Annotated in this window: 19 protein-coding genes, 1 tRNA gene, 2 rRNA genes and 2 pseudogenes (1 of these 24 running past the window's edge); 12 read left to right on the forward strand and 12 right to left on the reverse strand. The window is 57.9% G+C overall.

The genetic code is table 11. From position 1 onward, the window contains the following. The 3 genes from AC72UB_RS02590 to AC72UB_RS02600 all read left to right on the forward strand — a co-directional run. Positions 1-538, forward strand: a 23S ribosomal RNA gene (locus AC72UB_RS02590); it begins 2,295 nt to the left of the window's first position. Positions 539-683: 145 nt separating this feature from the next. Next, positions 684-798: ribosomal RNA gene (gene rrf, locus AC72UB_RS02595) — 5S ribosomal RNA — on the forward strand. A 74-nt stretch (positions 799-872) separates the two neighbouring features. Next, a tRNA-Met gene (locus AC72UB_RS02600) sits at positions 873-949 on the forward strand. Between the two features lie 967 nt (positions 950-1,916). Here AC72UB_RS02600 and AC72UB_RS02605 read toward each other — a convergent pair. Next, positions 1,917-2,909, reverse strand: a complete 993-nt coding sequence (locus AC72UB_RS02605) for a helix-turn-helix transcriptional regulator (protein ID WP_505188368.1) — start codon at positions 2,907-2,909, stop codon at positions 1,917-1,919. 82 nt (positions 2,910-2,991) lie between these two features. On the opposite strand from AC72UB_RS02605, the gene AC72UB_RS02610 reads away from it, so the two are divergent. The 3 genes and pseudogenes from AC72UB_RS02610 to AC72UB_RS02620 all read left to right on the forward strand — a co-directional run bounded on the left by AC72UB_RS02610 (position 2,992) and on the right by AC72UB_RS02620 (position 3,757). Further along, positions 2,992-3,273, forward strand: coding sequence for a hypothetical protein (locus tag AC72UB_RS02610; protein ID WP_505188369.1), 282 nt, complete (start codon positions 2,992-2,994; stop codon positions 3,271-3,273). Positions 3,274-3,345: 72 nt separating this feature from the next. Continuing rightward, positions 3,346-3,456: pseudogene (locus AC72UB_RS02615) on the forward strand (IS6 family transposase); the annotation flags it as partial. After that, entirely contained in the window at positions 3,443-3,757 is a 315-nt protein-coding gene (locus tag AC72UB_RS02620; protein WP_505188370.1) for a hypothetical protein, read from the forward strand. The pseudogene AC72UB_RS02615 and the gene AC72UB_RS02620, both read left to right, overlap by 14 nt. 328 nt (positions 3,758-4,085) lie before the next feature. Here the strand turns inward: AC72UB_RS02620 and AC72UB_RS02625 are convergent. Together AC72UB_RS02625 and AC72UB_RS02630 are read right to left on the reverse strand one after the other, a co-directional pair. Further along, positions 4,086-4,367 (reverse strand): annotated as a pseudogene (locus AC72UB_RS02625) (transposase); the annotation flags it as partial. Between the two features lie 354 nt (positions 4,368-4,721). Then, a complete protein-coding gene (locus AC72UB_RS02630) occupies positions 4,722-5,621 on the reverse strand; it encodes a LysR family transcriptional regulator (protein WP_505188371.1) in 900 nt (299 codons plus the stop codon). A 140-nt stretch (positions 5,622-5,761) separates the two neighbouring features. On the opposite strand from AC72UB_RS02630, the gene AC72UB_RS02635 reads away from it, so the two are divergent. The 4 genes from AC72UB_RS02635 (at position 5,762) to AC72UB_RS02650 (ending at position 10,434) form a co-directional block, all read left to right on the forward strand. Next, entirely contained in the window at positions 5,762-7,390 is a 1,629-nt protein-coding gene (locus AC72UB_RS02635) for an ABC transporter substrate-binding protein (RefSeq protein WP_505188372.1), read from the forward strand. A gap of 79 nt (positions 7,391-7,469) precedes the next feature. Beyond that, on the forward strand, positions 7,470-8,651 hold the full coding sequence (locus tag AC72UB_RS02640; protein ID WP_505188373.1) for a mandelate racemase/muconate lactonizing enzyme family protein: 1,182 nt from the start codon (positions 7,470-7,472) through the stop codon (positions 8,649-8,651). A gap of 8 nt (positions 8,652-8,659) precedes the next feature. Further along, positions 8,660-9,655 (forward strand): Ldh family oxidoreductase, encoded by a 996-nt coding sequence (locus tag AC72UB_RS02645; protein ID WP_505188374.1) that lies wholly within the window; start codon positions 8,660-8,662, stop codon positions 9,653-9,655. Beyond that, positions 9,652-10,434, forward strand: coding sequence for a phosphate/phosphite/phosphonate ABC transporter substrate-binding protein (locus tag AC72UB_RS02650; protein WP_505188375.1), 783 nt, complete (start codon positions 9,652-9,654; stop codon positions 10,432-10,434). The genes AC72UB_RS02645 and AC72UB_RS02650 overlap by 4 nt, the downstream gene beginning before the upstream one ends. A 280-nt stretch (positions 10,435-10,714) precedes the next feature. Here the strand turns inward: AC72UB_RS02650 and AC72UB_RS02655 are convergent, their stop codons facing one another. From AC72UB_RS02655 to AC72UB_RS02675, 5 genes are all read right to left on the reverse strand, one after another. Next, positions 10,715-10,918 (reverse strand): hypothetical protein, encoded by a 204-nt coding sequence (locus tag AC72UB_RS02655; protein ID WP_505188376.1) that lies wholly within the window; start codon positions 10,916-10,918, stop codon positions 10,715-10,717. Continuing rightward, positions 10,915-11,484 carry a hypothetical protein gene (locus AC72UB_RS02660; protein WP_505188377.1) on the reverse strand — a complete coding sequence of 190 codons (570 nt, stop codon included), beginning with the start codon at positions 11,482-11,484 and terminating at the stop codon, positions 10,915-10,917. The genes AC72UB_RS02655 and AC72UB_RS02660 overlap by 4 nt, the downstream gene beginning before the upstream one ends. Positions 11,485-11,541: 57 nt before the next feature. Beyond that, positions 11,542-12,423, reverse strand: a complete 882-nt coding sequence (locus tag AC72UB_RS02665; RefSeq protein WP_505188378.1) for a hypothetical protein — start codon at positions 12,421-12,423, stop codon at positions 11,542-11,544. A gap of 6 nt (positions 12,424-12,429) precedes the next feature. Then, the gene (locus AC72UB_RS02670; protein ID WP_505188379.1) at positions 12,430-12,792 is read right to left on the reverse strand and encodes a hypothetical protein; all 363 of its coding nucleotides are present in this window, start codon (positions 12,790-12,792) and stop codon (positions 12,430-12,432) included. A gap of 172 nt (positions 12,793-12,964) precedes the next feature. Beyond that, positions 12,965-13,132: a hypothetical protein gene (locus AC72UB_RS02675; protein ID WP_505188380.1), complete on the reverse strand. Its 168-nt coding sequence runs from the start codon at positions 13,130-13,132 to the stop codon at positions 12,965-12,967. A 264-nt stretch (positions 13,133-13,396) separates the two neighbouring features. On the opposite strand from AC72UB_RS02675, the gene AC72UB_RS02680 reads away from it, so the two are divergent. Together AC72UB_RS02680 and AC72UB_RS02685 are read left to right on the forward strand one after the other, a co-directional pair. After that, the gene (locus tag AC72UB_RS02680; RefSeq protein WP_505188381.1) at positions 13,397-14,131 is read left to right on the forward strand and encodes a hypothetical protein; all 735 of its coding nucleotides are present in this window, start codon (positions 13,397-13,399) and stop codon (positions 14,129-14,131) included. A gap of 511 nt (positions 14,132-14,642) precedes the next feature. Beyond that, on the forward strand, positions 14,643-14,999 hold the full coding sequence (locus AC72UB_RS02685; RefSeq protein ID WP_505188382.1) for an HGGxSTG domain-containing protein: 357 nt from the start codon (positions 14,643-14,645) through the stop codon (positions 14,997-14,999). 219 nt (positions 15,000-15,218) lie between these two features. On the opposite strand, the gene AC72UB_RS02690 is transcribed toward AC72UB_RS02685, so the two are convergent. The 4 genes from AC72UB_RS02690 to AC72UB_RS02705 all read right to left on the reverse strand — a co-directional run bounded on the left by AC72UB_RS02690 (position 15,219) and on the right by AC72UB_RS02705 (position 18,246). Beyond that, entirely contained in the window at positions 15,219-15,602 is a 384-nt protein-coding gene (locus tag AC72UB_RS02690) for a hypothetical protein (RefSeq protein ID WP_505188383.1), read from the reverse strand. A gap of 98 nt (positions 15,603-15,700) precedes the next feature. Beyond that, the gene (locus AC72UB_RS02695) at positions 15,701-17,464 is read right to left on the reverse strand and encodes a DNA polymerase (protein WP_505188384.1); all 1,764 of its coding nucleotides are present in this window, start codon (positions 17,462-17,464) and stop codon (positions 15,701-15,703) included. Between the two features lie 3 nt (positions 17,465-17,467). Next, the gene (locus tag AC72UB_RS02700; RefSeq protein WP_505188385.1) at positions 17,468-18,046 is read right to left on the reverse strand and encodes a hypothetical protein; all 579 of its coding nucleotides are present in this window, start codon (positions 18,044-18,046) and stop codon (positions 17,468-17,470) included. A 2-nt stretch (positions 18,047-18,048) separates the two neighbouring features. Further along, complete coding sequence (locus AC72UB_RS02705; RefSeq protein ID WP_505188386.1) at positions 18,049-18,246, reverse strand: helix-turn-helix transcriptional regulator; 198 nt, start codon at positions 18,244-18,246, stop codon at positions 18,049-18,051. Between the last annotated feature and the right edge of the window lie 380 nt (positions 18,247-18,626).

Raw genomic sequence — 18,626 nt, forward strand, 5'->3', positions numbered from 1 at the left:
CAAGTCTGACAAGACGAGCAGAGACGAAAGTCGGTCATAGTGATCCGGTGGTCCCAAGTGGGAGGGCCATCGCTCAACGGATAAAAGGTACGCTGGGGATAACAGGCTGATGATGCCCAAGAGTCCATATCGACGGCATCGTTTGGCACCTCGATGTCGGCTCATCTCATCCTGGGGCTGGAGCAGGTCCCAAGGGTATGGCTGTTCGCCATTTAAAGAGGTACGTGAGCTGGGTTTAGAACGTCGTGAGACAGTTCGGTCCCTATCTGCCGTGGGTGTAGGAGACTTGAGAAGAGTTGCCCCTAGTACGAGAGGACCGGGGTGAACGAACCACTGGTGGACCAGTTATCGTGCCAACGGTAGTGCTGGGTAGCTATGTTCGGACAGGATAAACGCTGAAGGCATCTAAGCGTGAAGCCCCCTTCAAAACAAGGTCTCCCTTGAGAGCCGTGGAAGACCACCACGTCGATAGGCCGGAGGTGTAAGTGCAGCAATGCATTCAGCTGACCGGTACTAATTGCTCGATAGGCTTGATTTGATCCAGTAACAGCCAGACAAAGGCCTTACGGACAATCAAAAGCAAACACATGGCTGCAAATCGAAACCCGATTGCAGCCTAGACTTGGAACAACACTGATGTTTGCCCCTTCCTTAATAGGAAGTCAGGCATGTCTCTTCTTCGGTTTGGTGGCTATAGCACGAGCAAAACACCCGATCCCTTCCCGAACTCGGCAGTTAAGTGCCGTCGCGCCAATGGTACTGCGTCTTAAGACGTGGGAGAGTAGGTCACCGCCAAACCTAAAAAGAGACAACTCTCAATAAACGATCTCAAGAAACAAAACCCTTCCAAACATATCCCCGGAAGGCTCGGACGCGGGGTGGAGCAGCCCGGTAGCTCGTCAGGCTCATAACCTGAAGGCCGCAGGTTCAAATCCTGCCCCCGCAACCAAAATTTTTATAAGCAAAAACAATCACATATGCCTCCCACACGGGAGGCTTCGTTGTTCATGGCCACAAGAAATTGCCGCGTCCATTGCCGCGTTGGGATGTTGCTTGACGATGGCCGAAAATGCAGTTCGCCATAAACAACGGCCATCAAGCAGCCGTGAGGGGGTTGCCCTGATCCCCGCCAGATGAGCGTTCGGCCGTTAATGCGTGTTTGTTGGTGCCTGGTTATCCAATTACGGGTCCCTTCGGGCCAAATGACATCGGCCCTTGGACCCCGCCCCCCCCCCGGGGGGGGGCTGAAACGGCCCCCGCCTTCCTGAAAGACAGCTACAGATGCTAGATCGACAAATTCAGAGGCGGGCAATTCGGTTCAGTTGGAAGAACCCGCCCCCGCGGTTCGCAACCCAGTCGCTCCGCCATTGCGCAGAATTGCGAATAACCACGCTAGAGCCCGCTCCATTCCGCAGGGTCCGACAAAGGTGAAAAGATACAGAGGGTTGAAAACTGCCTCTGTTCCGCTGGTAACCACGCCGATTGACGAACAACCTTCGCAGGTTTGCGAAAAGTCAGATGCCGGTACTACAAGAATGAATACAAAACGCCGATCCCCCTAGCCCCTGTCAAAGCCTATGTTTTCAACGTTGTGGCCCCACGCTGCTTTGTGGCCACCCAGTGTGCATTGCCGACATTTGACGCCACTATGACCACCCTCGGCCTGTGAGAAGCTATCTCGAAAGCGTCAATGTTTTCTGATCGGTAAACGACCCATCCACCGATCTTCATGAAGATGGGACCTGTCGTATCGCATCTCGATCTTTCAAGAGGGTGGGGCGACATCCGCCGGCGATACGCTCGATCTGACTAGTTGAAATGGTAAATGCGCATGTTGTTTGCGCTTTTGTGGCCCTCGCTCAAATTCTGACTCAGATAGGGAAAGTTGGGCGACACAAATTCGAAGTGGGCCTAAGTCAAGGTCGGACTTGGACAGCTCCGCGCTGAAAGTCGTCTATCATGCGTCTCAGCTCGGTTGGTGCAACGACCTCCACCTGGTCGCCCCATTGGTAGAGATGCCAGATCATTTCGATCCAGCCTGAAGCCACAAATTCGACGCGCAAGCTTCCATCGGGCTCCTCGCTAATTGTCTGCGACGGATGAAACTCGAACTCTCGCGCGACGGCTGCTGCGCTAGGCTTAAACCGCCAGACGACTTGCCCATACTCAGCTTCAGTGTGGAAAGAGCCAAAGGCCCGAGCCGAAAAAGAGTTCAGATCAAAATCCGGGTCACGGGTGAATGATTGCCCCGTTACGTTTGCGCTTCTGATGCGGTCGATCCGGTATCTACGATAACTTCGTCCATTTTCGATATCTCTCGCCACCAGATACTGCCGCGTCCCCATCAGCAGTCCGTACGGCTCGACCCTTCGGGCCCTAGGTTCAGTATCCCGAGCACCCATATATGTCATTTCTAGTGAAAACGGTGCTTTAATCCCCGCAGCAATCGCGCCCATGACGTTAGGCGATACCTTGGCTTTTGGCCCTGGGCGACAAGCAAATCCCTGCGCCTCCAACATTGCAGCTGCATCTGCCTCCGCGCGCCGCGCATGTGTTGACGGCATGCTGGCTAGCAGCCTGTCACGCAAGGAGGAAAGTGCCCTTACGTCGAGTTCGGCGCTATCGCGTTGCGCGCGACGTATCGCCATATCCAATGCTGCCAATTCGCTGTCGCGCACGCCTTGCATGCGGGTCATTGTCATATCGCTGATCTTCCACCAGCGCCGTCGTTCACTATCGGTGGAGCAAGTATAAGAAGGGAATGCTTCCTCAAATTCCCGGATCATGCGTTGGGCCGTTCTCTGGTTGACACCGAAGACATCGCATACATCGTTTAGGCTTACGCCTCGGTAACGTGAGCCCGCCATTTCCGCCAAGCGCAACAACTCTTGAGCTTTTCTAAATGCCATCGCCCGCTCCACGTCAGCTTCTGACGCCCACAGTAATATATTGTCTCTTTATAGACGAGTCGGGATTCGAATCGAGAGCGGCATGGTCATTCAGGCACTTTCGATACGCACTTCGATTGTATTTCTCCGCCATTTTTGGCGCATATCTTGGAACAGGGGCACTGAAGTCGTGAATAAGAAATCTGCTTACGAAGACGTTGAGGACTTGGTGCGGTCATTGAAGAACATGATCACGGTGCTGATAGACCTGTTTCCGGAAGGTAACGGTGAAACATTTGACGAGGATGCATATTTGACAATTCTAGAAAAAGCTCAAGATGATGCAAAAGCGCTTATGATATTAGTGCAAAAAATGAATCATTGATGAGCCGGGTTGGAGGTGTTGTCAGAGAAACTTGGGTTGCCGCGGGGCAGGGTGGGCCGCTAGCCTAGTTGGATGACCAATCGCTCACCCTTTCGCTACTTCAAGACGAGCCCAGAGATCATCCGCCTGACGGTGGTGCTGTACATCCTCTTCCCGCTGTCGCTGCGCAATGTCGAAGACCTCCGCCCTGCAGGCGCATGACGATGTCGTCGGGCTGTACCTTATGGGTGCACATGCGCAAATCCCGATCGAGGTTGCGCGTTTGTTGAAGGCTACCTCAGGTCGCGTCACGATCGCGCATGAACGCACAGCGTCGACCGAGAACGCACTGCGCCAGGGTCTGATCGATGCGGTGATCCATCAAGACCCTGGGCATCTTGTCCGCAGCGCGGTTCGAATTCTACGCGCAAAATGCGAAAACAGGGCCCTTCTTGCCTCTCAGGAACGGATCCGGATCGAAGTCCTAATTGCCGAAAACCTATGACACTTGACCTTTCCGTCGAAGCCCTGCGCCGTACTCTGACGACTCGCAACGCTGCACTGGGGCTGGTTCACCATTCCGACCGCGGATCGTTGGACGGCCCCTGATGCGCAATCTGGAATTTTGACGAGTATTTGCCGAAAGTAGTCATGTCTACGGCCTGTTTTGCGCGGCATAGCCGCTGGCCCAGATGAAATCCGCAGACCAGTTCCCAATCAAAATTACGTGCTCGATTTGGCGCCTTGCCCCCTGGGGTGTCCTGCTCCCCGGTTCGACCGGTTTGTCATCTTTCATCAGCCTCGACGTATTCAGTTTCGCCAGTCTCGTGCCATCACGCGGCCCGGGCGGCGAAGACCTCGTTCCGTCGTAAGATCGCCCAGGCGATGCGAGCGGTCTTGTTGGCTTGGGCGACTGCAGCAGCCTTCGCCCGCTTGCGCTCCTTGAGCCCCACCAGCCAAGCTTTGCCGGAATCTCCCTGTCGGGCAAATCGCATGACGGCACTGGCACCAGAGACCAGCAGCCGACGGATATAGCCATCGCCTTCTGTGCTGATGCCCACCTGCCGATCCTTGCCGCCAATGGAATTTGCTCTCGGCGTGAGCCCAAGCCAGGCGGGCTGAATAGCCTGTACTGCCTCCGTTCGCGGGTCGAATATTGAACGCCAGTTCTGCAAGTATAGATCACGCATCGGCGCGCTTACTTTGGGGTAGAACTGCCCCTTCGTGAGGGTTCGCTTGGGCGGCAGCTAAGGGCAGATCGCGTTTATTCGTTGTCCCAAACACGACGCCTGTCTGTTCCACCCACGGCAACGCGGCGCTCTTGGTGAGCTACATAACCGCAACGGCTGTGACTTCCCGTCCAAACACCAGCCGTTTCAGCACCTCGGGCGCCAGATAGGCCAGACGCAGCTGGCGGCTGACGTGGAGTTCCGCCAATTCAACGTCAATGCTAAACTTCTGTCGGGCGTTCAGCCCTTCAGTTTTTCGATCATCAAATTGATGAGCCGCTTCGCGCGGGTTGATCTTGGCCCGGTTTCGTAACGACTGCTTATCCAATAGCTGCATCCTGTCGCGACCTCGCTTCCTGCGACGGCCCTCAGACGTTTTGACGCAAGTAAGTCCGACGCATTCACCACACTGATCAAGGCGAAGAGGTCGGATGTCGGGAGCATCTCGGCCGCGAGATGTTCGGCCGAGACTGACGGCCCTTTTATCTTGGCATCCGACATTGACAAACCCAACTGCATGGCCCAGTCGCGCCAACTATATTCGCCCCAGTTGCGACCCCTCTGATGAGCGATGTGCAGCAATCTGCTGTCGAGGACATCCTGCATGTTGCCACGATCTGCAGCAAAGAACGGATGTTCTGGTCTAGCGATTGCAGCGCATCGATCATCGAAGAGAAGCGTCCATCCCGGACCCTCTGGGCGATGCGCGGCATGGACGATCGTTACATCGGAGGGGCCATGCAAAAGGGGATCATGGGTTGGGTCGATCACCAAATCCGTTTCGGGAAACCGTTTCTCCAGCATCGGGATACGCGGTATCAACCAGAGCACAGCGAAAGAGTAGGAGGCCGTGATGCGAAGTTCACCCGACGGCCCATCCTGAAGAAGTTCGTCGGCTAGGCGGATGCGTTGAAAGGCATCTCCTAAGGTGAGAGTGATGGCGCGGCCAGTTTCTGTCGGCTCAAAGCGGTTGCCGGACCTGTAGACTAGAGGCGCGCGGCAGCGGGCCTCTAGGTCGCGGAGCCGATGGCTGATGGCGGCAGGCGTGACGCAGAGTTCGCGGGCTGCGGAAGAGAGTGAGCCGGTGCGAAGAACTGCCTCCAGTGCGCGCAGACCGGTCATTGAAGGCGCGTTACGCATCGAAGTCCCCTCTTTTACTTCAGGTAAAAGCTGTAGGTCGAACTTGTCAATTGGCGCGTTGCGGGGGGGGTGCCAGTTTGGTTCCACCTCGCAGCACGAGTGTACTGCCTCCCAACTCATCCAGCCAAGGAAAGCCCGCCATGACCCAGAACATGACTGAGACCCGAAAGAGACTGTTCGAGGCTCTTACTCGCTCCGCCTCCGAAGGCAGGATCGACCGGCGTGAGTTCCTTGCCCTTTCCAGCGTGCTTGGGCTTGGGGCCGCGGCGGGCCTGACAGGCTGGTCCGACCCGGCGTATGCCCAGGCACCCAAGCGCGGCGGTGTTCTACGGGTAGGCCAGCAAGTGCTGGCAATCAATGACCCACGGGTTTACGACTGGCCACAAAAGTCCAATGTTGCCCGGCAATTCTGCGAACCTTTGGTGCGTTGGCAACCCGACGGCAGCTTCACGCCCTCGCTTCTGGAAAGCTGGGAGGTGTCGGACGATGCGAAGACCTACACACTCAAGGTGCGCCAAAACGCAACCTGGACGAATGGTGATGCGTTCACCGCCGATGACGTGATTTTCAACATCCGCCGGATGGCCGATGCCAATGTCGAGGGCAATTCGATGGCCGCACGCCTGGCGGCGCTGCGGGACGGCGACGCCAAGACGGCGGCCGAGGACGCGGTGGCGAAGCTGGATGATTTCACGGTACAATTAAACCTGCGCACTCCCGACATAACGCTGATCCCGAGCTTCGGCGATTACCCCGCGCTTTGCGTTCATCCGTCTTTCCCGGACGGCGGCGATCTGGCACAGGCCCCGATCGGTACGGGCGCATTTGAGCTTGTGTCGTTTGAGGTCGGGGTGAAGGCCGTGCTTAAACGGCGCGAAAATGGCGCCTGGTGGGGTGGCGAGGCGCTTCTTGATGGGATCGAGTTCTTGGATCTGGGGACGGACGAATCCGCGTTCCTTGCGGCCTTCTCGGGCGGCGAGATCGACATGAATGATGACACCAGCGCAGATTTTGCCCAGATCAATGACAATGCAGGGCTGGTTCGGGAAACTGCCGTGACCGCGACGACAGTGGTGGCACGCATGAATACGCAGGCTGCCCCTTTCTCTGATCAGAAGGTCCGGCAGGCGATCCAGCTTGCCGTCGACAATGCTGTTGTACTGGAACTGGGAGCGGCCGGTTTGGGATCGGTGGCCGAAAACCACCATGTAGCACCTGTGCATCCCGAATATGCCCAGATCGCAAAAGTGCTTCATGATCCGACCAAAGCCATGGCCATGTTGACCGAAGCAGGCCAGGCTGAAACAGAGATCGAGCTTATCTCGCTTGATGAAGGGTTGATGGCCACGACATCGGATGCCATCGCAGGCCAGTTGCGCGACGCAGGCATCAAAGTTAAACGGACAGTCCTTCCTGGATCGACATTTTGGGATGGTTGGACAAAGTACCCATTCTCAACCACTTCATGGGGTGCACGGCCTTTGGGTGTGCAGATCTATGCTTTGGCCTACCGCACGGGCGAAGCATGGAACGAAAGTGCACATTCGAACCCGGATTTTGATGCCAAGCTGGACGAAGCGTTGGGAATTTTCGATCCTGACAAGCGGCGCCCATTGATGGCCGAGATGGAGAAGATGCTGCAGGACAGTGGCGTGATCATCCAGCCCTACTGGAGCCAGTTGATTATGCATCGGGTTGAGGCCGTGCGGGGATATCAGCGCCATCCTTTGCGCGAGATGCACTTAGAAGCTGTCTGGCTGGACCGCTGAAAGACACCGACCCCTTGCATACCATGTGCGTGCAAGGGGCAATCTGCTGCCGGGCTTCTAGTCCCATCAGGACCATGTCATGAAGATCAGATCTATCCGTGCGACGCCGGTCAACATCCCGCTACGCGCACCTTATCGGTTCAGCTATGGATCAACCGGATCGCTAACCAAGACCGTAATCGAGCTCTTGACCGAAGATGGCGTGATTGGGTTGGGAGAATGCGCCGACGGCGACCGCGCGGGGGATGTGGGGCGCATGGCTGAGCGGATGATTGGCCGCGACATCCGCGACATAGGCCCAGCCGCAAAGGCTTGCGTTCCGGGCATGTCCTACACGCCTTGGGACAATGTGACGGCCCATCGCCGGGTCTTCGCTGGCATAGAGATGGCGATGTGGGATGCCCGCGCCCGCACCGAAAACCAGCCGCTCTTCAGGCTTCTGGGCGGTGCAGTCAGGCATGAGATCGAACTGACCGAATATTTCGGTTATCGACTCCCCGGCGTGGACGAACCGGGCGAAGCCAGCCCAGCGGATATTGCTCGTTTCTGTGCCAGGATGATCGAGCATCATGATGCGCGCATTTTTGAAGGTAAGGTCGGCACGGTGAGTTTTGACGAAGAGTTACGCATGGTCGCCGAGGTTCGTGCGGCCATCGGCACACGTTCGATGCAGCTAGATGCCAATGGTATCTGGACCCTGCCTGTTGCTCGCCAAGCCCTGCGCCGGCTCATGCCCTTTGAGATCACCTGGTTCGAGGAGCCCTGCGAAAGTTATGAGGAGATGGCGGCGCTGCGTCAGCATTTCGACTGCTCGTTCTCGACCCATATCGTCGATCTAACTAAGGCAGCGCGTCTGGGTTGCCCTGATGCCATTGTGACAAACATCAACGAATTGGGCGGCATCCGCGGCGCGACAGACTTCGTCGCCTCTTGCGCAGCGATGGGTGTCGGGTTCCGCTTTCACTCAGGCGAGACTGGAGTCGGCTCGGCCGCCTATCTGCATCTAAGTGCCGCCCTTGAACATGTGCGCGGGGCCAGTCAGACCCTCTTCCGTTGGTATGCCGATGACGTGATCGAAGGTGGCCCCTTCGTGCCAAAATCTGGCGTTGTGCGCGTGCCTGAAGGGCCCGGCCTTGGCGTGACACTGGATCCGGTGGCGCTGAAGCGCTGCCATGAACGTTACTTGGCTGAAGGCCGTTTCCCCGCTGGGGCTTCGGCCCCGCCCGGTTCAACCTATGGCAGCACCTTCCGAAAGAGATAAGCACCAACATGACCCTAAGGCTTTCGCTTAATGCTGTCGAAACTCTCGCCAATGACTGTCTAACGGGCTGCGGTGCCTCACCGTTGCAAGCAGCAGCGGTCTCCCGATCGATCCGCGACGCTGAGGCCGAGGGCACGCGCGGCATCGGTCTTGGCTATCTGCCCTGGTATTGCGGCCATCTTAAGGTCGGCAAGATTGCTGGGTTGGCCGTGCCTGTACTTGACCTACCTGCACCCGGCGTGGTGCGGGTGGATGCGGCCGACGGGTTTTCCCACCCCGCCTATGAGGCGGGCGAGGCGGCGCTGATTGCCGCGGCTCGATCACAAGGTATTGCCACGCTATGGGTTACCAACGCCTATGCCTGCGGGGTCCTAGGCTATTTCACCGCACGGCTCGCGCGGCAAGGGCTCGTGGCACTGATGTTTGCCAATGCCTCGTCGACTATGGCGCCTTGGGGTGGCAAGACACCCTTTTTTGGCACCAACCCATGGTCCATGGCCGCTCCACGCAAAGGCGCCCCTCTGATCCTTGATTCTTCCTCCTCGGCCACCGCCTACGTCAACCTTGCGAATGCTGCTGCCAAGGGCGAGCAAATCCCGCCGCATTGGGCGCTTGACGCCGAAGGGCAGAGTACAACTGATGCACAGGCGGCACTTTCGGGCAGCATCGCCCCGGCTGGCGGACACAAAGGTGGTGCGCTGGCGCTTATGGTCGAGATTTTGGCCGCTGGTCTGACTGGTGCGCATTTTTCACATGAAGCGACATCGCTCGGTGATGATGTTGGCGGTCCGCCCCGGCTAGGCCAAACTCTGATCGCGATCAACCCTGGCCAAACCGGGTTTGCCGCGCGGATCGACGGGCTTTTGGCAGATATGGCCGCCCAGCCTGGTGTCCGCATTCCAGGCGACCGACGCCACGCCCATCGTGCAAGGGCGGAAGCAGATGGTGTGATCGTGGATGACATCCTGTTAGGTCAGATGCGTGCTTTGGGGACAAAATCGTGATCCGACTGGTTGCTGCTTTTCCGATGTACAACCGACCAGAGCTGCGCCCAGCTTTCGATGCGCTCTGGGCCGCAACCCGCGATGGATTGCGTGTGGCGGGCTTGCAGGATGTACCGGATGCGCTTACCGTAGTGGAGGATGGTCTGCTTGCCTTTTGGAAACGGCCAGACCTTCTGTTAAGCCAGACCTGCGGCTATCCATTCAGGCACTTCCTTAAGAACAGCGTGACCCTTGTCGCTACGCCTGATTTCGGGCTGGATGATTGTCCGCCGGGGTATTACCGTAGTGCACTGATCGTACGCCGCGATGATCCGAGGCAAAGTCTGGCCGAGTTCCAAGGTGCAAAGATTGCCTGCAACGACCTGTATTCCCAGTCCGGATACGCCGCTCCTTTCGTGGCCGCTCAGGAGGCGGGCTTAACCTTCGGGGCGGTTCAGATCAGCGGAGCGCATGTTGCCTCTGCGCGAATGGTGGCGGAAGGGGAGGCTGATATTGCCGGACTAGACGCGGTTTCGTGGCGGCACATGTTGCGCTTCGACCCATGGACCAGTGGCCTGCGCGTGCTGAGTTGGACCCAGCCGTCGCCGGGCCTGCCATTTATTACCGCCTTCGCGCCTCTTGCCCCGACGATAAACACTTGTCTTGCCGCAGCACTGAGATCTCTTCCGAAGGCATTACGACAAGATCTGTCGATGGTTGATCTGGCTATGATTGACCGGCAAGGCTACCTCACAGTGCCCGACCCAAAGCGCGCAAGTGGTGCGAAACTTTCAACGTAGAGCCTTCTGGGTTTCTGGCGTTGTCAGAGGAACTTGCCATGAGGCGATCCGGGCGCATGGCTAGACTAACATCTTGACCAATCGTCCCCATTCCCACGGCTTCAAAGTGAGCCAAGAGATTATCCATCAGAGGAGCCCGGCAGTTGATCCTTTCACCGTTCGCTTCCTTCCAGCCGGTCTCCAAGCGCCGCCCCCACCTGCTCCTGCCAAGCCGCGCCCACCAGAAAACACGGATCATACAAGCTTACTGATGAGGCCTCGCGCCCGCAGGTCAACCGCCTCAGTACCTTCGGCGCGAGAAAGGCCAAACGGCACCGATGTCAGCCAAGTTTTTAGCCTTGCGGAATGCGCTTGTTAGCTGGCTGTGATATTCGTCGGTCGTTACGTCACCTTCTACCCACGTCTCAGACAGACCAAGAGGATCCCAAGAACCGAAACCGATCAGTCGCAATTGCGGAACCAAGGCCAGCATGTCGGGTTTCATCGGTTTGCCGCCCTAATTCGGAAATCATAAATGACGCCGTCCTCCATGTGTGCCAGCACAGTTGCAGCTTCGGACAGCGGTCCTGCGTTCCGCCGAGTTGCCATGTCGGGCTCCATACCGGGGGATTTGGCGTAGAAATGATGCATGAGCCCGACCTTCTGCAGACCCAGACCTTCCGCCAGGGCGGTCAACACGTCGATCCAGTAGGTGCCATCCTCGTTCGGCGGGTTGCGCGCAGGGCGGGCTGCAGCGTGGTCCTTGTCGGCAATGGCACGGGCAATTCGCGCCGCCGACCAGCCCTTGCGGCGGTAGCGCGCAATATCTGCCGCAACTTCATCATCGGTGCTGTCACCGCGCGGCAAGATACTGCCGAGGTAAGTGCCGCAATCGCACGGCACACGAGTCAGCCAGTATTCCTGCTCATCAGACGCAATGCACGCGCGCAGACCGGGGGTGTTGACCCTCTCAGCACGACGAGTGTGGCCGCGCTTGTCCCGCGTCGCAAGAATGGCATTCATCCGATTAAGGTCATCGGTCGCAGCGATCAAAGTGATGAAGGTGCACATCGCTTTACTCCGAACCAGGTCCGGTCAGGCTCAGCACGATATTCCGGTCCGACCCGCTCATGTCACCTTGTCCCGAACGGCTATCATGTCCGGCGCACCTGCCAGACTGGCCACGATTTCGTTCATATCGACAGGCTCCCACGGCATCGGGCTGTCGCCAGTATTCGGGAAGGGGTGCGTTGCATAATCTTCGACCAACTTGAGCAGGCCGTTGCGCCCGACGCGGGCTGTCCATACACTAAATCCCTGCAGACCTGTCAGGCGTTCACCCGCATCGGCCATGGCCAGGAGCAAGCTGTTCCAACCTGCGGGGTTGTCCGTTCCCGATATACCAAACAGGGTCTCAAGGCGCGCAACCTCCTGCGGGTCAGGCCACCCTACCATGCAGCGGAACAGCACCGCGCAGGGCAATTGTGCAAGCGGCTTTGCGCCCGAAAGCGGCAAGACGGCAAAGGGTGTGTGCCACACAAGGATTGGCTGGCGATACCGCCTTGGGGCCTCGCGCAGGTCATCCTGGCTGGCAGGACGGTCGGTCACGAGCCCAGTAATCTCGAGAAGAAGAATTCCCTTTCGGTCACTGCCGATGTGGATTGCATGACCAAAGCGTCCATCCGGCAATGCGAAAGCAAAGCCGTGCCCAGCCTTTATTCCAGTCCTGGATGCAAATGTCTGGGCCTGGATGTTGCGACCCCGGTCCGTGTTGTCACTGAGCGCATCGTTCAACCATAGGCCATACCCGTCATATGCGACGCCATGCTCCTGCGTACACGCCTCCATCCTCGCTGTGGCGACATCAACATCGTCTTCTTCCCTCAGAACTTCACGCAGCAAAAGGCCGTCCGGGACCTGTGTGACCGCGATCCCCGCGGGCAGATCGGCAGCAAAGTGCTCTAGTCGCTCTCGCGTGCCATAGATTACATGTTCGATCTGGGTGGACATGGCGGGTCAGCTTCCGACCGGGGGCTGCGCGACTTCCTCGAACACGCGCACGCTGTCGATCCGCAGGATCACCTTGCCACCATCGGCACGACGCATCGCGGCGAATTGGCTGAGGGACCAACCTTCCTCGACGCCTGTCTTCACAAGACCCTCAAACTGCAAGGCCGGCAGGCGCTGACCGGAGGAGAGCGAGACGTCGTAATAGCGCCCTTCCTCGAACAGGGCCTTGGCAGACAGCACTTGAAGACCAGCTTGTTGAGGCCCAAGGCGGGGCAGCCACTTGAAGTAAAGTGACAGCCCCATGACCAGCGCGCCGATGCAGGCCGAAACGACAACCGCTTGGCCGATAAAAAGGACAAAATCTGACATTTCCATCACTTTACAATCTTTGGCTCCGGTGACTTAGGTTCGATCAAAGCTTCGATCAAGATAATGCATGCCGATAGGTGAAAGCGGGTCGATCGCCGCTTCTGGAAAATGATAGAGTAAGATGCACAGCATCTGTCGATTTGCTCAGCGCCGCCCCCGTCGATCTCGCCCTTCACTCGCCAATGGCCCGCCCCAACTGCTCTCCCCAAGCCGTCCCCGCCAGAAAACACAGATCGTACAGACTGACCGCCGAAGCCTCGCGCCCGCAGGTGAGGCGCTTCATCACCTCGGGGGCCAGATAGGCCAGCCGCAACTGCCGGCTGACATGGCGTTCGGCCATTCCCACGGTTTTGGCTAGCTCATGGATTGTGGTCAATTTTGCTGCTCAAATCGGGGGCGATGTGACCACAAACAGTTTGAGGCTGATGATGTCGCGCAACGGACGCGATATCCGTGCGATCGCGGTTTGATCCATGTCAATATTTTGACACACAAAGCTGTGTAATGAGCCAATTGGGTCACTAAATGGGCATTCTTGACCTGCACTGTGCACTCTAAGCTTGGTTGCTTAGATACAAGGACTTTCTCAAGAGGATTTTTCGGCATGGTCTATCCAGTCATTCCAACGAACAACGCAGCCGTCGACGCTGTGGCTTTGGTTACAGGAAAGATAGATGGCTCGCTCGACATCAGCGAAGAGCAAAAGGCCTCGATTGCAGCATTCATCCTCGCGCACCGCCGACAGGACATCCTTTTTCTGAGTAACAAATCCGCAGGCCACCCCAACCTGCTCGGCGCGCTGCTAGACGCTGGGGTCTTGGGATGGGCTGGGGGAAAAGCTGGGTACACGGTCAATCCGCAGTTCAGGGCGCGCTTCGGATTGACGTTTTCGACGGTTGAGGATGGTTCACTCCATTCACACCCTGTGAGCAGATCAGGGCTTTGGTATCGAAACCGTATGTCCACGCGTTTTCTCTACTGGGAGGACGTGGTTTCTCTAGAGTTTACACCAGCGTTCTTTGTTTCACCCGTCGACTTTATCTCGACAGTTTCCGCCTTCAGGGATGGCTATCGACCCTCAGGGACCTTCCAACGATGCTATTACCCGCCCGATGTTGCAGAAGCACAGGTGTTCCTAGATGCAGTCCTGGCTGACGCCCAATCAGCAGGCATTGCGCTCGCCCAGATTGCTGATGGCCTTGTTTGTGCCGATCCAGTCGCTGTTAGAGACCACTTTGATGCCCATGCTGCCAAAAGGTACAACAGGGAAGGCGTGGGGTTTTCTATCGCGACAAAGGACAGGCAGGGGCGGGTTTCGCAGTGTTTGGGGCATTACTGACTGCACTGACTTCATCGACCCTGAAGTGGATCTGCGGTTTACATGCTGCACATGGGCAGTGTCAGATGAACTTCCGTTGCCCGGTGAGCCAGTCGTCTCTACATTCCTCTGATGACTGTTGATTTTCATCCAGAACTGCGCCGTTTAGGCGGATAATTTTCACTGAGAACTGAGCCATGTGAACCTTTCCCCAAAGCGGTGAGCGGCGGGGGCAACGGAGTGATCCACATGGGACTATTGAACATCATCCGACGGATGCATTTGCGGCAGAAGCTGTCGATCCGCGAGATCGCGCCACCGCCAGCTCCACACGCGCCCGATAGTGCCAGAACTGCATTTCCCGGTGTTCGACTTAACTCGATGACTTAAGGCCCAAGGCCCGTGGTCCACGCGCCTCGAACCTCGAACCTCGAACCTCGAACCTCGAAACTTGAGCCGCGAACCAAGAACCACGCCCCTCGCATCTCGATGCATTTGTGTTATAGTATAACACTCATTACTTGGGGGCCAAATGAAGTTCACAAAAGGCAACATCATCGGTAACGCCACACGCTTCGGGCCTGACTGGCAAGGCAAGCGCTGTGGAGCAAGGACCAAGGGCGGAGACCCATGCCAACGCCCCGCAGTGGCCCGTACAGGGCGCTGCCCCAATCATGGGGGCAAGAGCACCGGACCACGGACCGAGGAGGGGATTGCCCGCATCGTTGCGGCCAAGACCACGCACGGGCGGTTGACAAAGGAGGCTCGCGCTGAGGCCAAAGCACGGGCCAAGGTGGGGCGGCAGGTGAGGGGTGATCTCAGGGAGATCGAGCGTTGGGCCTTGGACCACGGACTCCTTGAGAGGGATTGGCGGGACAAGTTCGTCTAGTTCAAGTGCAATCGTCCCTCGTTTGATGCGGGTAATCGGATCGATGCCGACTGAACGCCACATCGCCAGCGCCGCAGGGTCGAGCTGTCTTGTGTCCCGCATCTGAACCGCCCCCTGCGCGGGACGACGGACTTCGAGCTCGGAGAGGCGTCGATGCAGGGAAGTTAACATAGCTAGTATAACAGCAGATTTCGGCGCGCTGAACAATTTCACCGCACACTAGGCCTCAGCCAACCAGAGCGCACCATAGGCCACTTCATAATGGCTTGTGGTCGTCTTCTTGGTGCGGATCATGATCAGCTCCGACTGTTCTTTAAGGGACGCTAGTATCTTAGCGCGCTTCTTTTCAGGCGGGTTACCCGCCGCAGTCCAGATCGCCATGTTGAGTGGCGTCCACTCGCGCCGAGTCATGGTGAGCTGTCGGTGGATTGCAAGGATGAGGGGCAGTGCCGTCTCACATCCACCCTCTACACACGCAAGGATCACACTAAGCGGGATCGCAGGGATGAAGTGCTTTGTCCTGCCGGTCTTGGGCTTAGCTGTCGCCTCTGGCAGGGTGAACTCGTCTGGGATGGCGAACTTGGCAAAGATGTCATCAGCCATTCTGACCTACTCTCTCTATTATACGGATATGGATATAGGCCCCAAGGACCCCCTGAATTTGGGGGGTCCCACCCCCCGCATTCGGGGGGGCGGTTGGATCATGGAGCCGCTGCCTCTGCCGCAGATAGCAGGGCCATCACTTTGGCGAAGAACTTGCCGTCGTCCTTGTCATCGACATAGCGGTCGGGGCTGCGGACGATCTTGATGTCCGACCTGCAACGTTTGCCCTTTCCTAGAACAATCTCGGAGGCGTCGCCCATAATCTGGGCCAAGCGTTGGGCCTGTGCCTCGATCTCGTCGGCCGGCCCTTCGAGCAGCAAGGCGTCGTGGACAGGTGCGCAAATCATCAAGCCTGCCTCAATCGCCATCGAGACCGCCAAGCGCATCATTTCTGCGCCGTGGGCCTGCATCGGCCAGTTCAAAATTGACCGGGTATTGATTTCCACACCGCTGTTAGGAGGGAAGTGGATGCGCCAACCGAAGACTGTCTCGAGGGGATAACCCAGGAGACAGTGCGTGACATTCGCCTCAGCCCAAGCCCAAAAGACATGGTAGGTCGCCCGATGCAGGCGCAAGAGTTCCCGAGCCCGGTCAACATGAATACCGGACTTGGCAGCAATACCCGCCGCCGACATCCCATAGTTCACGCCAAGGACAATGCTCTTGCACTGATCTCGCTCTGTCGGATGGCTTGCCTTGGTGGCCCCCTGCGGTGCAATGCCTGCCTGTATCGCAAAGCCGATGTAGGGATCGCCGCCTTCATAGGCCTGCCAGAGCCGCACGTCGCCCGACATGGCGCCGGCAATCGCCAACTCCTGCGATGACCAGTCGACATAGGCCAAGGCGCGCCCCGCTTCCGGCTTGATCAGGTGCCGGATCCAGCGCGAGGGGCCGAAGATGAACTCGGTCGTCGAGGGCTGGTTGCGTGAGGTCTTTGCGCTGAAGGCGGACAGCAGGGTGCGACAACGGCCATCCGGGCCGACGCTCAACTTGTTCAGGCGCAATTGGCCGAGGGTCGTGCGCAATTCGTGGAGGGCGCGCAACTCTGGGTGGGCCTTGGCCTGATCGCGGAACGTGTCCTCGTCCAAGAGCAACTTACCCGTCTGCGCGCGCGGCCACGCAATGCTGTGCTTCGCCAGATAGCTTTCAAAACGCCGCTCCACAAAGCGCGTCCCGTCATAGACGCCGTAGTCTACATCCACGGCGGCAATCAGGCGGGCTTTGATCGCATCCCAGTTGGCGATCAGCCGGTCCAAGAGCGCCACATCGATCGGCACGCCATTGTTTTCGACGACGCCGAGTGCTGCCATGTAGCGCCCGCGCAGAAAGGCCTGTCCCAGTTGAACCTCCCCCTGTCCAAAGAGGGGCAGCAGACGCGGCAGGAGCCGCACCAGAGCATCAACATCGCTTTCGCAGTACGACAGGATAGCCTCACGTTCCGTATCGCTCCACGGGCCGCCTGACATGATGAGCGTGCGCATCGCCTCCTTGTCCTCGCCGCCGATCGACGGCAGACCGAAGTACAGGAGTGCGCCGATCAGACCATTCCCGTGCAGTGGGATGCGCCCATTGGTGATGCGGCGGAAATCTGCAAAGAGGTCAAGCACGCGGCGGGGCGGCGGCCAGCCCAGTGCATCAAAGCAGCTGGTTTCTGCGCTTGCGTAGTAGGCGACGAAGATTTCATCATCGCCACATTTGAACGGACAGTGCACGAGCTCGTCGCCCCAAAGGTGCAGAGCCTTGCCCGTGATCAAGCACTTGGCAACCATGCAAACCACGAGTGGTTTGTGGCCCCGAAGGGCCACAAACTCAAAATCAATACACCAGACGTGCCGGTAACCGTAGGCTTCGAATACCTCCATGATTTACGCCCTCCCGAGAAGGCGCCGGATCACGGGGTGCTCAAGGCTGTCGATCAAGCGCCCATTGCCGAAGGCGATCGCAAGCAGCTCTTGCAACTTCTTATCTGGCCAGACGGGGTCTGCCGCCGCAGATTGGGCAACGTGCACGTCATAGCACTGAGCGCTCATATTGGCGGTCAGGCGAACCCAAGCCGTCTCGGCCCGTTCTGCTGCTGTGCGGGCCGTCAAGTTCCATGTATTGTCCGCGCGGTCGTTCGGAGGCAACGGGACCGGCCAGAAAAACGGCGTTCCTTGCTGCGTCACAGCGAGACGAAGTTCGACGAGCTTGACCTCACCAGGTACTTGTTCTGCTACAGCCGGTGTCACCGCGTAGATTTCCTGTTCTTCCTTGAGGTCGAGCAACGCCATCGGAATACGAAGGGCTGGGTTGTCGTTCACCCTAACAAAGGCCTGCTTGGATGGCTTCTTGACGTTCATGACCAGTAGGAGCTTTTCAGCCCCCACGCCGGTTGCCATAGCGCCGCTGATCCGCAGAGCCTCCGGGGCAAACGGGTTCGGGGGGGTTTTGGTTTCGTCGGTCATGATCAGCGCACCCCCATGCGGTCGTTGAGCCACTGCTCGACTTCGGCCCGAACCCAGCCGACCCGGTTCGCGCCGATACGGATACGCTTGGGGAACTGGCCGACATCCTCCAGCCGCCGAATGTGGTTCAAGCTATAGGGGACGATTTCCGCCAGTTCGCTTCCGCGAACAAGCGTCGGGACGGTCTTGTTGTGTTCCATGATGCACCTCCTGTGTTGATGGGCACAGAGGATGGCTTATCGGCGGTGACTGTTAATGCTCACGCTGGTTTCATTAACTGCTCGAACTAACCAATAGTGCGTTTGGCGGACGTTTCGCCCAGGGCTAGGGCTGCCGGCAACAGCAGTTCGAATGGTGATTTTGCAGCGTCTGCTCTCGAGATACTCTTTGCGAGATCGATCATATCGTAAAACAGGCTTAACTCTGGCGCAGACTGAGCTACTCCCCGAAAATCGGACAGTGACGGAAGCTACGATCTGACGTCTGCTGGTCTCCAAGAACGAGGAGATCAGAACATGAAGAAACGCAGGAACCATGACGCGGCGTTCAAGGCGCGTGTTGCGTTAGAGGCGCTGAAAGG

Origin of the sequence: Allotabrizicola aquatica (SeqCode) (assembly GCF_965194375.1) — a bacterium.
Lineage (GTDB): Bacteria > Pseudomonadota > Alphaproteobacteria > Rhodobacterales > Rhodobacteraceae > Tabrizicola_A > Tabrizicola_A aquatica.

Coding starts and splice junctions, on each gene's coding strand:
- AC72UB_RS02640 (WP_505188373.1), top strand. CDS start 7,470: ATGAAGATCAGATCTATCCGTGCGACGCCGGTCAACATCCCGCTACGC.
- AC72UB_RS02685 (WP_505188382.1), top strand. CDS start 14,643: ATGAAGTTCACAAAAGGCAACATCATCGGTAACGCCACACGCTTCGGG.
- AC72UB_RS02680 (WP_505188381.1), top strand. CDS start 13,397: ATGGTCTATCCAGTCATTCCAACGAACAACGCAGCCGTCGACGCTGTG.
- AC72UB_RS02660 (WP_505188377.1), bottom strand. CDS start 11,484: ATGTGCACCTTCATCACTTTGATCGCTGCGACCGATGACCTTAATCGG.
- AC72UB_RS02670 (WP_505188379.1), bottom strand. CDS start 12,792: ATGTCAGATTTTGTCCTTTTTATCGGCCAAGCGGTTGTCGTTTCGGCC.
- AC72UB_RS02630 (WP_505188371.1), bottom strand. CDS start 5,621: ATGCGTAACGCGCCTTCAATGACCGGTCTGCGCGCACTGGAGGCAGTT.
- AC72UB_RS02620 (WP_505188370.1), top strand. CDS start 3,443: ATGTCGAAGACCTCCGCCCTGCAGGCGCATGACGATGTCGTCGGGCTG.
- AC72UB_RS02645 (WP_505188374.1), top strand. CDS start 8,660: ATGACCCTAAGGCTTTCGCTTAATGCTGTCGAAACTCTCGCCAATGAC.
- AC72UB_RS02655 (WP_505188376.1), bottom strand. CDS start 10,918: ATGAAACCCGACATGCTGGCCTTGGTTCCGCAATTGCGACTGATCGGT.
- AC72UB_RS02635 (WP_505188372.1), top strand. CDS start 5,762: ATGACCCAGAACATGACTGAGACCCGAAAGAGACTGTTCGAGGCTCTT.
- AC72UB_RS02690 (WP_505188383.1), bottom strand. CDS start 15,602: ATGGCTGATGACATCTTTGCCAAGTTCGCCATCCCAGACGAGTTCACC.
- AC72UB_RS02610 (WP_505188369.1), top strand. CDS start 2,992: ATGGTCATTCAGGCACTTTCGATACGCACTTCGATTGTATTTCTCCGC.
- AC72UB_RS02675 (WP_505188380.1), bottom strand. CDS start 13,132: ATGGCCGAACGCCATGTCAGCCGGCAGTTGCGGCTGGCCTATCTGGCC.
- AC72UB_RS02605 (WP_505188368.1), bottom strand. CDS start 2,909: ATGGCATTTAGAAAAGCTCAAGAGTTGTTGCGCTTGGCGGAAATGGCG.
- AC72UB_RS02695 (WP_505188384.1), bottom strand. CDS start 17,464: ATGGAGGTATTCGAAGCCTACGGTTACCGGCACGTCTGGTGTATTGAT.
- AC72UB_RS02705 (WP_505188386.1), bottom strand. CDS start 18,246: ATGGAACACAACAAGACCGTCCCGACGCTTGTTCGCGGAAGCGAACTG.
- AC72UB_RS02665 (WP_505188378.1), bottom strand. CDS start 12,423: ATGTCCACCCAGATCGAACATGTAATCTATGGCACGCGAGAGCGACTA.
- AC72UB_RS02700 (WP_505188385.1), bottom strand. CDS start 18,046: ATGACCGACGAAACCAAAACCCCCCCGAACCCGTTTGCCCCGGAGGCT.